Raw genomic sequence first — 12,556 nt, forward strand, 5'->3', positions numbered from 1 at the left:
GTTGACCCCGTTGACCCCGTTGACCCCGTTAAACCTGTCGACCCTGTTAAGCCGCCACCTCGGCCAGAAGTGGGAACTTACATCAGTAATATGCAAGCTGCCAATACTCTGTTTGATCTGCGACTTCATGACCGTTTGGGGGAGACTCAGTATACAGATGCGTTAACAGGCGAAACCAAAGTGACCTCGATGTGGCTACGCAATGTAGGTGGCTTTAACCGTTCCCAAGTGGCGCAAGGATCGCTAAATACACGGGATAACCGTTACGTTATCCAATTGGGTGGTGATGTTACCAATTGGTCGACCGATGGGCTTAATCGTTACCATGTGGGTGTGATGGCGGGATACGCTCACCAGAACAGCAAAACCAAAAATCACCGTAATGGCTATGATTCCAAAGGTAATACAAGTGGTTACAGCGTAGGGCTTTACGGTACTTGGTATACGAATGAAGCCGATAAATCTGGGTTATATGTTGATACTTGGGCGCTGTATAACTGGTTTGATCATGAGGTTAATGGTCATCAGCTTGCCACCGAGAAATATAAATCCCGAGGCATGACGGCTTCTGTAGAGTCCGGTTATACCTTCAAAATGGGGGAATACACCACCAATGAGATGGTCAATACTTTCTATCTGCAACCTAAAGCGCAAGTGACGTGGCAAGGTGTGAAAGCGAATGACCATACCGAAGTCAATGGCACCCTCGTCAGTAGCAGCGGAGAAAACAATATCCGTACACGCCTGGGATTACGGGCTTACCTACATGGCCACAATGCCATTGATGAAGGTAAAGGTCGCAACTTTGAGCCTTTTGTCGAAACTAACTGGATTTATAACAGCAAACAGTATGGTGTGAAGATGAATGGCGAGCAGTTTAATATTGCCGGCACCCGCAATACTGGGGAAGTGAAAATCGGTATTGAAGGCCAGATTAACTCGAACTTGAACCTGTGGGGGAACGTTTCTCAGCAACTCGGCGATTCCGGCTACAGTGATACTCAAGCAATGTTTGGTATTAAGTATATGTATTAGTTTCGTATTTGGGATCGATAAAAAGCGGTTTGCATCAATAAGGTGCAAATCGCTTTGGCTTATATTCAGAAGAGTTGCTCAACAGCAATGACGATGGGGAAATTTTAAAAAAATTAAATAACTAACTTACCCCTATTTTTAAGAAGATAAATAGTGACTAAAACGCTATTTCACGATCACTTTTTGATTATTATTGGTTAAATAATATGTTGTTTTTTATGTGTGGGTATGACCATATTATTAATATGGATTTATTTTTTTTAACCTTTATAATTCGCTCCCATCATTTTATGTTGTAGTTCATTACATTGAGTTCTTATGATGCTCAGGTCTGTCTTGAATGATTGAAAAATGAAAACCCACTCTGGATAGGCTGTTTTTTTTAACTGCCTAGCCTTGGTATTTCTAATCAATTTACAAGGAGACGCTGATGCAAGTCAGTCGACGGTCTTTTTTTAAAATTTGTGCGGGTGGCATGGCTGGAACCTCTGCCGCACTACTCGGTTTTGCCCCTAATGTATCCTTTGCAAGCACTCGCCAATATAAACTATTACGCTCAATAGAAACCCGAAATAACTGCACTTACTGCTCAGTGGGCTGTGGCATCTTGATGTACAGCCTGGGTGACGGCGCCAAGAATGTAGATAAATCCATTTACCATATCGAAGGTGACCCAGACCATCCGGTTAGCCGAGGCTCTCTATGCCCAAAAGGTGCCGGTCTTATCGACTATATTCATAGTGAAAACCGCTTAAAATACCCTGAATATCGCAAAGCAGGTTCCGATAAATGGGAGCGAATTTCATGGGATGAAGCGATAGATAAAATTGCGCGATTAATGAAAAAAGATCGCGATGATAACTTCGTGACTCACAATGAAAAAGGCCAAGAAGTTAACCGCTGGCTGACAACGGGTATGTTGTGTTCATCTGCGGCAAGTAATGAAACTGGTATCCTCGATAATAAATTTTCGCGGTCACTCGGCATGTTAGCCATCGATTGCCAAGCCAGGCTTTGTCACGCACCGACTGTTTCGGCACTTGCCCCTACTTTTGGTCGTGGCGCCATGACCAATAACTGGGTCGACATTAAAAATGCCAACGTGGTTTTAATCATGGGTGGCAACCCCGCAGAAGCGCATCCGGTTGGTTTTAAGTGGGTTATCGAAGCCAAAATTAAAAATAATGCCAAAGTTATTGTGGTTGACCCACGTTTTAACCGTAGTGCCTCCGTCGCAGATTTGTACTCCCCTATTCGTGCAGGTTCTGATACCGCATTTTTATTAGGCGTTATCCGCTATCTCATTGAAAATGATAAAATCCAACATGAGTATGTGAAAGCCTATACCAACGCACCTTTAATCGTTCGTGAAGATTATCAGTTTAACGATGGCCTCTTTAGTGGCTTTGATAAAGATAACCAACAATACGATCGTAGTTCTTGGCACTATGAAACGGATGAAAATGGTCATGCTCTAAAAGATAAATCTCTTCAGCACCCACGCTGTGTCTGGAATTTATTGAAACAGCACGTAGCTCGCTATACGCCAGAAATGGTGACGACGTTATGTGGCACGCCAATTGAAGATTTTATTTATATTTGTGAGCAACTTGCATCAACCTCAGTCAACAACCGCACCGCCACGATTTTGTATGCACTCGGATGGACACACCATACTGGTGGCGCTCAAACTATCCGTACCGCAGGTATGATCCAACTGTTACTGGGTAATGTGGGAATGCCTGGTGGTGGCGTCAATGCGTTACGAGGACACTCAAATATTCAAGGTTATAGCGATTTAGGGTTGTTATCTTTAAATCTTCCGGGCTATATGCCTTTGCCGAATGAAAAACAAACTTCGCTACAAACCTATTTGTCACAAATCACCCCAAGCGCAATTGTGCCAGACCAAGTCAACTACTGGAAAAGGACACCCGACTTTTTTATTAGCTTAATGAAAAGTTTTTGGGGGGATAGTGCGACAGCAAGTAATGAGTGGGGCTATCACTGGCTACCGAAGTGGGATAAAAGCTACGATATTATGGCTCAAACCCAGATGATGATTGATGGGAAAATGAATGGCTATATTGTTCAAGGTTTTAACCCTTTAGCGGCTTTCCCTGATAAAAATAAAAGTAGTGCAGCGCTCGCCAAGCTCAAATATTTAGTCATCATCGACCCACTGGTGACTGAATCTTCTAACTTCTGGCAAAACCATGGCGAAATGAATGATGTCACTACCGCAGATATCCAAACTGAAGTTTTCCGCCTCCCTTCATCTTGCTTTGCTGAAGAAAACGGCTCGATAGCAAACTCTGGTCGTTGGTTACAATGGCACTGGGCGGGCGCGCGCCCACCAGCTCAAGCATGGCATGACGGTAAAATTCTTGGGCATTTATTAATGCGCTTACGCCAACTTTATCGTGAAGAAGGCGGCGTTTGTCCTGAACCGTTGATGAATCTCTCTTGGAACTATATTGACCCTTATGATCCTCAACCCGAAGAGGTCGCTAGAGAAGCGAATGGTCAAGCAATGCAAGATATCTTTGATGATTCCGGCAAATTATTACTGAAGAAAGGTCAACAGATTGATGGTTTTCATCAACTGAAATCTGACGGTTCTACTGCCAGCTTTTGTTGGGTTTATTCCGGTTGCTGGACAGAAAAAGGCAACCAAATGGCAAACCGCGATAACGCTGATCCATCCGGATTAGGTTGTACGCCGGGTTGGGCGTTTGCTTGGCCCCAAAATCGTCGAGTACTTTATAATCGCGCATCCGTTGATCCAAGTGGTAAACCGTGGGATGAAAATCGACAACTGATTAAATGGGATGGCACAAAATGGGGAGGATTTGATGTTCCCGATTTTAGTAACGCGCCACCAGACAGTGGTGTTGGTCCCTTTATTATGCAACCTGAAGGCGTTGGCCGCTTATTTGCCGTGGATAAAATGGCCGATGGCCCATTCCCCGAATTCTATGAACCCTTTGAATCACCGGTAGAACATAATTTATTGCACTCCGCGGTTTCTCGTAACCCCGTTGCTCGGCTGTATAGCTATGATGCAGACCATTTAGGTAACGCCAAAGATTTTCCGTATGTGGCAACAACCTACTCCATCACCGAGCTATTTCGCCACTGGACAAAACATTCTCTGATCAATGCCATCGCGCAGCCAGATCAGTTTATTGAGATTGGCGAACAGCTAGCCTTACAAAAAGGTATTCAACAAGGTGACGAAGTCCGAGTCAGCGCCAAACGCGGTTTTATTAAAGCCAAAGCGGTCGTCACCAAACGCATTCGACCGCTCACGATTAATGGAAAAGTCGTCGAAACCATTGGCATTCCGTGTCACTGGGGCTTTGAGGGAGCAACACAGAAAGGTTTCCTCGCTAACACATTGACGCCATCGGTTGGTGATGCGAATGCATTCACCCCTGAATATAAAGCGTTTTTAGTCAATGTTGAAAAAGCCTAAGGAGAAATTATGTCAATGCAATCTCAAAATATTATCCGTCGCTCTGCGACTAACTCCTTAACGCCTGCGCCTCAAGTTCGTGATTATCAGGAAGAAGTTGCAAAACTCATTGATGTAACAATCTGTATTGGTTGTAAAGCTTGCCAAGTTGCGTGTTCAGAGTGGAACGATATTCGGGACAAAGTCGGTACGAATATCGGTGTTTATGATAACCCTATTGATTTAACAGCAAAATCATGGACTGTTATGCGTTTTTCTGAAGTTGAAGAAAACGGCAAGCTAGAGTGGTTAATTCGTAAAGATGGCTGCATGCACTGTGCAGATCCCGGATGTTTAAAGGCCTGCCCAGCAGAAGGGGCTATTGTGCAATATGCGAATGGGATTGTTGATTTCCAATCTGAACATTGCATTGGCTGTGGTTATTGTATTGCAGGTTGCCCATTTGATGTGCCTCGCATCAATCAGGATGATAACCGCGCCTATAAGTGCACGTTATGCGTTGATCGTGTCGATGTTGGTCAAGAACCTGCTTGTGTAAAAACCTGTCCAACGGGTGCTATCCATTTTGGTAGCAAGCAGGATATGAAAAACCTCGCACAAGAGCGTGTTTCAGAATTGAATACCCGTGGCTATCAACATGCTGGGCTTTATGATCCACAAGGAGTTGGTGGAACTCACGTCATGTATGTTCTTCATCATGCAGATAAACCTAATTTGTATCATGGATTGCCTGAAAATCCTGAAATCAGTGAAACGGTTAAATTCTGGAAAGGAATCTGGAAGCCGCTTGCTGCTGTTGGTTTTGCTGCAACGTTTGCGGGGGCGGTTTTCCATTACTTTGGTATTGGACCAAACCACACAACCAAAGAAGATGAAGAAGAAGCGCTTAAAGATATGGAAGCCGCTTCTAAAACGGAACAATCCGAACACAAAGAGGAGCAACCATGATGAAAAAGAACAGTGATGAAATCTTACGCCATACTCCGTCAGAACGTATTAATCACTGGCTAGTGGTCATTGCCTTTGTATTTACGGCATTCAGTGGTTTGGGATTCTTTTTCCCCTCATTGAATTGGTTTATGAATATTTTAGGTACTCCACAATTATCGCGGCTGTTACATCCCTTTGTTGGATGCCTCATGGCGTTCATGTTTATCTTCATGTTTTTCAGATATTTGAAGCATAACTTTGTGGATAAACAAGATCTTATTTGGGCAAAGAATATTCATAAAGTACTGCGCAATGAAGAAGCTGGCGATATCGGCCATTATAATCTTGGTCAGAAAGGTATTTATTGGGCGCTTAGTCTCTGCCTCATTATCTTAACCGTCAGTGGCATTATTATCTGGCGACCTTATTTTGCCGATTATTTTTCTATTGGCGTGATCCGAATTGCGCTACTGGCTCATTCAATATCAGCGATAGTGTTGATCATTACCGTTATCGTTCATGCTTATGCGGCTTTTTGGGTCAAAGGCTCAATTCGTAGCATGGTGGAAGGCTGGGTAACGCGGGGGTGGGCAAGAAAACATCACCCACGCTGGTATCGTGAAGTCTTAGAACAAGAGAAGTCAAAAGAAGATAATAACCCATCGCACTAAGTTAATTTGAGGTCATATCATGGTAGTGATTGTTCTACCATGATATTTCCCCACTTTACCGTTTAACCAGAGACCTGATTAGCTTTTACAAGATTGTCCCGGTTTTTTCACGATTTCGCCAAAGTCATTCAATGCGCTTGGTTTGGTGATTTTACTCTGCGCATTATTGAGTACCGGTAATTCAGGATCCATTTGCCATGCATTCCAGCCGCCATCATAGATCTGGCTATTTTCCCATCCCGCCATTTGAGTCATAAACCATGAAACACTGGCTCTCCACCCTGTACCACAATAAAAAGCAACGTGGTCTGATGGCTCAATGCCTTGTGTTTTCCAAAGGGCAAATATCTCTTCTGGATTACGTAATGTGCCGTCAGGATCATAATAGTCAGACATATCGTTCGCGTTTTTACCGCCAAATCCCCAGATAGCCCCAGCAGGCTCGCCTTTACGTGAAATATAATCATACCCCGTAATTTTCCCCGTATACTCATCCCAAGTACGATTACTGATTAGCTTTAATCCCGCTTGTTGTGCTTGTATCGCTTCCGCAGGCATAGAAATGTTGACCTGAGGATTTGCTGGAATAGATGTCCCAAAATCTGTAATCGGTACAGGTATATTCATCACGGTTTCTGTTGGTAATTCCGCATCAACCCAGACATTTAAACCGCCATTAAGAAAGCGAACATCTTCCACACCCGCCCATTTTAATGCCCATAATACGCGTAATGCGGCCATCTGGTTTTCAGAATAAACCACCACTGGCGTATCCTTATGGATACCATTTTTCAATAAATTATGTTCAATCACATTCGGTTCGGATAGGTTCCATACTGGCCCATTTTCAATCCAGTCAGTATTAAAATGGTAGGCACCTTTAATATGAGTAGAATACGATTTTGACTGCTCCGCATCCCCCCAAGAGACTTCAAAAATGATAGGCTTTTGGTCACTGGTATAGCTTTCAGGTTTTTCGCCCTTCAGCGCCGCATTGACCCAGCTTGGCGAAACACTCATCCAATAATTGGGATATTTATCCATCGGATAATCTGCATTGGCATATTTAATGAACTCTTTAAATGCGAGCACCTTATAACCTTTAGCTGCAAATTCCGCGGTGACACGCTCTAAATCATCGAGATTGCTATCATAGAAAACCAGTGTTTTTTCTTTGGTAATTCCTTTTTCTTCCACGAAGTGAGTAAACTTATCTTCATCAATAAAGTCCAGCCAGCCCGTCGTAAATTGCATAGCGCCTTGTATATGACCACCACGCGCAGCGTCTTTATCTTTAAAACCAAAAAATAGGCTATCTGGTCGGGTATCGATAATAAGATAATCTGGATTATTTAGATTCTTCGATAACTCATCAATACTAATATCTTTTACTACGGTCTGATCACAGCCCGACAACCAAACTGATAATAATAAAATGGCTAATTTTGCCTTCATTTTTTTTCCTATATTCTGCACTGTGTCGGTCTGATGAAATAACTTGTGAGCCAAACACCCGCCATCACCATAAATGTTGAAATCCACCCCTGCCAAGAGAAATAGGCGGTTGCCACCAGTGAGTTAGTGACGGTGCATCCTCCCGCTAGTGTTGCCCCTATTCCCATCACAACTCCACCCATTAGGCGTTTTACAACCGTTTTCCCGTCAGGGGGCAATGTTAATGCAAACTCACCTCGGAGCTTGGCGCTGATCATGGAGCCTGCTAAAATACCAATAACAAATAAGGTTCCCCAATTAAGGTAACGCTGCTGACCAGTGACGAGATATTGAACCACATTCGCAGAAGGCACTGAGATCCCAAAACCAAAATTACGTCCACTTTCCGCACTCAAATACCAAGCAATAATCCCGAGGATCCCAATAAATACCGCCGTTAAGTTAAGGGGTAATTGCTTATATTTTCCTAATGGCGGAGGTGAATAGCGCGGGTGGCGATGCTGATAAATCAGTAAGCCAATCGTGACGATAATTAATATCGCAACCAGATACCACGGAGAGATGTTCAATGTTTTATCGATGGTATCAATCTGTGCTGGGTGGGTTAATAACGGGTCAATCCAATGCTTTAAACTTCCTTTCCAAGCGGATGCCATCGTGACAATAAACGCAAATAATGTGAGCCATGTTCCAGTTAACCCTTCACCAGAGCGGAACCAAGCCCCGCTGCCGCAGCAACCTGCTAATACCATGCCTACACCAAATAAAAAGCCACCGATAATTGTGGCAGTTACAGGTAATGTGCCTTCTGGAATCGTTATCAATCCCATTGATTGTAAAGCAAAAAAGCCAATCGCTTGAATAGAGATAGCAATCAATAGTGCCGTAAGAAAACGCGTATTTCTCTGATAAACAATATTTCTGAAGCCAGAAACAAAGCAAAATTGTCCTGACTGGAGTAGCGCACCAAAAAGTAGACCAATAAATAAGCCACTAATCATGAACTAGCCCCTGTGGTAATGTAATAAGCTGCATAGGTATTTCTCAATAGTTATTTTAGAAATCAGAAGAATCAATAACGAGCTTGGGAGAGTCGTTTTAGCCCGATATTTTAATACTTCACAGATTTTCCTATGATAGCGCTTAATGAATATGGTTGAAGCTTGTTAACTTGTTTTACATCAATTTTAGAAGGGAAAAGTACAGATCGGTGATATTTCAGCCAACACGATTTCAATCAAAGGACTACGTGCTAGGGTCTCTATTTATAAACCTCTATTTATAAATAGAGTATTCGCCTTAATTTAAACCCGATAATACAGTTACAATAACTTTTAAAGGAAAAAAGCTTTTCATATACCCAAAGTCATTAAGATATTCTGCAAAATTAAACATACACATTATTCCAATGCTCAACCATCACCTGTAAAGTATAAAAGTTAATTGGGCTAGTAATTATTCAAGATTTGTTAATGCTGAATATGCTAAGAATGGAGTAAAGAATATTGTGTATAAATATAATGATCTAAAAATAGGCACAAAAATTAACAATGCAGAGCTCTGTGAAATATTTGGATGTAGCCCCCAAGGCGGTATGCGTCGTGCACACAAAACAAATACTTTAATTATTATCTCAAACCACATCAAATCTATCTACGATGACCGATGGTCCAACAATGTGCTTCATTATACCGGCATGGGTACTAAAGGTGATCAAAGCCTAAGCTTTCAACAAAATAAAACCTTGGCAGAATCAGGAACTAACGGAGTTTCCATTCACCTATTTGAGGTATTTAAAGACCAAGAGTACACCTATATGGGTGAAGTTATTCTTGACGGTGCTCCATATCAAGAAACACAACCTGATGAACAAGGAAAGCTTAGAAAAGTGTATATCTTCCCGTTGACACTCATTTCAGGCGAACGGCAAGTTCAGCAAAAAGATAGAGACAACATAGATAATATTAGAGCTCGTAAAGCAAAAAAATTACCTCTCGAGGAACTTCAGAAATTAGCAGCTGGAAGTGGAAAAGTAGCGACTTGTTATCAGCAAAAATCCACAAATTATGAGAGAAATATTTGGGTTGCTGAGTTGTCTAAAAGATTAGCGAAAGGACAATGTCAGCTTTGTCTTCAACCAGCACCGTTTAAAAATACCAAAGGTGAGCCTTATCTGGAAACACATCATATTATTTGGCTTTCCAAAGGTGGTGATGATACATCTGAAAATACCGTAGCCCTATGCCCTAACTGTCACAAAAAAATGCACATCGTTAATAATGAAGAAGATATTGAGACTCTAAAAAACCGAAGTAAAGAATTATTAGAAGCGAATAAACAATGATCAGGAAGCATATTGAAGTCGTCGCTGCTGTGCTAAAAAATGAAAACAAGTTTCTAGCCGTGCAGCGGGGCTTCTCAAAGTTAGATTATATAAGTCATAAATGGGAGTTTCCTGGAGGTAAAGTAGAAGCAGGAGAAACACTTGTTGAAGCAATTACCAGAGAACTAAATGAAGAATTAAAAATTACAGTTACCGACCCAAAGTTTTTATTAACTATCGAACATAGCTATCCTGACTTTGATATTACAATGCATTGCTTTGTCATTGAATTACCAAATAGAACGATAAATCTTACAGAACACATTGATTTTATTTGGCTTTCTAAAGAAGAATTAAGAAAAGTAGATTGGGCATCCGCCGATATTCCTGCGGTAGAAACACTCTTAGCAACATTTTGATTGTATTTATTCCGAATCATAAAAAATAGCTTGTTAATTGCCGATTGATAATCAACAATCACATTTCGCTTAAGTTAAACAAAGGAATGGTGATAAACATGGCTATAGGCTATTTTTTGCGGGTAGGTGATAAAACAACGTGTGGCGGTCAGATTCTAACCGGTGATAATACCTTTATATTTCATGGAAAATCTGCTGCACGTCAAGGCGATCTGGTTACCTGTGGAAAGCATTCTGGGACATACAACATACTTGGTGGCGTTAACAATGTATGGGGTAATGGTAGAATGATGGCAGGAACACTGGATAGCTTCAGCTCCTGCCCATGCAAAGCAAGACTGATAAACTCCATCACCGATTGCTACAGTAAAGAAGATGAACCGATGTCTCGCGCATATAGCCCTGTAGCTACCGAGGCTCCTATTCAGCAACCAATTAGCCAACCAAGTAATCATTACGGCCCTCCTATTATTGCCAATGATAGCAACAAAATTAGAATTGATGCGCAACACCTAATTGATTGTGCAGATGAGCTTTGTGAAAAACACCTTTATTATCCCGACGTAAAACGTGAATTTAAAAGCGATGTTGAAAATTTCGCTTATCAAATTGTTGATCAGGTTGAGTCTGGTCAAAAAAGCTACGAGCAAGGCTCAGCCGAATTAAAGCAAGAAGAAAAAGATCTATACCAGCAATCTGCCGATTGGGTCTTAAATGGGCTATCAATACTTGGTGGAATGGCTATGGTTGGTACTGGTATCGCCTTATGTTCCACAGGTATGGGTTGTATGCTTGGGGCACCTTTAATCGCTCATGGGGCGAATGGTATTTATGAAGGCGGCATTGGTTTTTATGAAGGCAATAGTGATGTTCAGGGTCCATTACGTGAAGGTTATAAGTCAGCAGCTAAAGCACTAGGGTTTAAAGAATCTGTTGGCAATTTAGCCTATGACCTTGTTGATTTTGGTATTTCCGTTAAAGGGAAATTAAAGCTAATTCCTAAACTAAATGAATATGGAAATCCAAAGAAAAACTTATTCTTTAAAGAATACGCGCAAAAAGATCTAGAGCATGCTTATAAGCAAATGAGCAGTAAATTTCTAGTATTTGAAATGATTAGTGATGCAATCTCTATTTCAAAGCTTAGGGATGATGTCAAAAGTATGATGGTCTATGATAAGGATACAGGCCAAACTACATTAGTCATTCGTGAACCTGAAAAAATACAAAATGTAAAAGAAATCGTTGAAGACTGTAAGTATGTATTTGTATTTGGAGGCGATGAACCAAGCTATGTTGAATGTACAGATACTGATGGAAATAAATATAAAGACAGGGAGATCCCTGAATGGTAATAACTTATTATCTAACTGTCTTTTTGGGTGTTTTAGTTTTTTTCTTTATAAGGAAAAATCTAAAAAAACAATTACGATCAGATAAACTTTATAATGTAAAAAGAAAATCAGCTATTTTATTCTTTTATTTCATTGCGATATATAGTGGCATCAATCTAACAGTAGAAAAAACACTAAGTACTGAAAATACTATATTTCATTTTTTATCAATCTTTATGCTATTTTTGTTTGTTTTTTTTATCTGGCAATTTGAAGCAATACAGAAACGTAACTAACTGAAAGTACATTACTTTCAGTTAGATGTTACTAAGTTTCAATCCCAGAAAAATTAGAGATACAAACCCGAGGTTGTTTTTCATGAAGAAGTATTTTTTATTTTTTAGCATTCTTTTTACTGGGCACTTAAGTGCAGCACCAACCGACAATCATCCAATGGATACCTATGCTTCGAATGTCCAAAAATCTATTCAGAGTCGGTTTTATGATGTAGACCTCTATAAGGGAAAAGAGTGCGAAATTAAGGTCACTCTCGATAATGACGGCAAATTAATTTCAGCTATTGCCCATGATAAAAATAGTAACAATGACAAAAAGCTTTGCATTCGAGGTATAGAGCTAATTGAAAACACTCAATTTCTACCTACCCCAGAAGATAACTTAACATCAGATAAAAATGTGTTTTTTATTATTCTTCGCCCATAGGAATTATTCTATTGAGTAGGATATTGGTTGCTCGACCTTAACTACTATCGAAATATCCGCACATCTATAATCATTAACAATGATTACTTGATTCTTAAATTTGATAGATGAAAAAACAAAGGAAAAAACCAACAATTCACAAATTCCAGACATAAAAAAAGACGCTCTAAGCGTCTGATTTTTGGTGC

General features: G+C 40.8%; 10 protein-coding genes. 8 read left to right on the top strand and 2 right to left on the bottom strand.

Translation table 11 applies throughout. The annotated features are described in order from the left end of the window. The 4 genes from GKR71_RS02985 to fdoI all read left to right on the top strand — a co-directional run. Positions 1–1,035, top strand: a 1,035-nt coding sequence (locus GKR71_RS02985) for an autotransporter outer membrane beta-barrel domain-containing protein (protein ID WP_154633926.1), incomplete at its 5' end; no start/stop codon positions are given. Positions 1,036–1,465: 430 nt separating this feature from the next. After that, complete coding sequence (gene fdnG, locus GKR71_RS02990; RefSeq protein WP_071992123.1) at positions 1,466–4,513, top strand: formate dehydrogenase-N subunit alpha; 3,048 nt, start codon at positions 1,466–1,468, stop codon at positions 4,511–4,513. Between the two features lie 9 nt (positions 4,514–4,522). Beyond that, positions 4,523–5,461 carry a formate dehydrogenase subunit beta gene (gene fdxH, locus GKR71_RS02995; protein ID WP_036949168.1) on the top strand — a complete coding sequence of 313 codons (939 nt, stop codon included), beginning with the start codon at positions 4,523–4,525 and terminating at the stop codon, positions 5,459–5,461. Continuing rightward, entirely contained in the window at positions 5,458–6,114 is a 657-nt protein-coding gene (gene fdoI / locus GKR71_RS03000) for a formate dehydrogenase cytochrome b556 subunit (protein ID WP_036949167.1), read from the top strand. The genes fdxH and fdoI overlap by 4 nt, the downstream gene beginning before the upstream one ends. A 78-nt stretch (positions 6,115–6,192) precedes the next feature. Here fdoI and GKR71_RS03005 read toward each other — a convergent pair whose 3' ends face one another. Continuing rightward, complete coding sequence (locus tag GKR71_RS03005; protein WP_154633927.1) at positions 6,193–7,569, bottom strand: rhodanese-like domain-containing protein; 1,377 nt, start codon at positions 7,567–7,569, stop codon at positions 6,193–6,195. An 8-nt stretch (positions 7,570–7,577) separates the two neighbouring features. Continuing rightward, on the bottom strand, positions 7,578–8,570 hold the full coding sequence (locus GKR71_RS03010; RefSeq protein WP_154610097.1) for a YeeE/YedE family protein: 993 nt from the start codon (positions 8,568–8,570) through the stop codon (positions 7,578–7,580). Positions 8,571–9,076: 506 nt separating this feature from the next. Here GKR71_RS03010 and GKR71_RS20170 point away from each other — a divergent pair. From GKR71_RS20170 to GKR71_RS03030, 4 genes are all read left to right on the top strand, one after another. Then, a complete protein-coding gene (locus tag GKR71_RS20170) occupies positions 9,077–9,913 on the top strand; it encodes an HNH endonuclease (protein WP_230085014.1) in 837 nt (278 codons plus the stop codon). Next, positions 9,910–10,311: a (deoxy)nucleoside triphosphate pyrophosphohydrolase gene (locus GKR71_RS03020; RefSeq protein ID WP_154633928.1), complete on the top strand. Its 402-nt coding sequence runs from the start codon at positions 9,910–9,912 to the stop codon at positions 10,309–10,311. Before GKR71_RS20170 ends, GKR71_RS03020 begins: the two co-directional genes overlap by 4 nt. 98 nt (positions 10,312–10,409) lie before the next feature. Then, on the top strand, positions 10,410–11,666 hold the full coding sequence (locus GKR71_RS03025) for a DUF4225 domain-containing protein (protein WP_154633929.1): 1,257 nt from the start codon (positions 10,410–10,412) through the stop codon (positions 11,664–11,666). 357 nt (positions 11,667–12,023) lie between these two features. Further along, entirely contained in the window at positions 12,024–12,368 is a 345-nt protein-coding gene (locus GKR71_RS03030) for a cell envelope integrity protein TolA (protein WP_154610095.1), read from the top strand. The last annotated feature ends 188 nt before the right edge of the window (positions 12,369–12,556 follow it).

It is taken from the genome of Providencia sp. wls1922, assembly GCF_009706505.1.
Taxonomy (GTDB): domain Bacteria; phylum Pseudomonadota; class Gammaproteobacteria; order Enterobacterales; family Enterobacteriaceae; genus Providencia; species Providencia lanzhouensis.